Origin of the sequence: Neisseria sp. P0024.S006, assembly GCF_051956595.1 — a bacterium.
Lineage (GTDB): Bacteria > Pseudomonadota > Gammaproteobacteria > Burkholderiales > Neisseriaceae > Neisseria.
This window is the reverse complement of record NZ_JBQCXH010000040.1, coordinates 1-468: the sequence shown is the minus strand read 5'-3', so window position 1 is coordinate 468 and position 468 is coordinate 1. Positions and strand designations below refer to the sequence as shown.

At 53.6% G+C, this 468-nt stretch carries 1 pseudogene; it reads left to right on the top strand.

The window, feature by feature from the left end:
- Positions 1-468: pseudogene (locus ACTHUF_RS11160) on the top strand (penicillin-binding transpeptidase domain-containing protein); the annotation flags it as partial.

Genomic DNA, 468 nt, shown 5'->3' with positions numbered 1-468 from the left:
CATCTCTGGCCAACAACGGTGTTGTCCATCAGCCGCATGTAGTCAAAGAAATATTGGATTTCGGCGCGCGCAAAATTACCCGTATCAACCCCACCCCTAAGCGTTAAATTCCGTTCAAGGCCGACAACTTCGAATACGTCAAACGCGCAATGGAGGAGGCATTGAAACCGGGCGCTACGGCACACCGTATCGGTGGCGGACTTGCTTACACAATGGGCGGTAAAACGGGTACGGCCCAAGTCGTACAAATTAAACAAGGCGGCCGCTACAATGCCGCAGCCCTGCGCGAACAACATCGCGACCACGCATGGGTTATCTCGTTTGCGCCATGGGAAAAACCTGAAATCGCCATTGCCGGTATTGTGGAAAACGGCGGCTGGGGTGCGTATGCCGCGCCAGTGGCCCGTGAAATGACTGATTTTTATATGCTTCACGTCAAGCCGCAACAGTTGTCAGACGGCCTAGAAA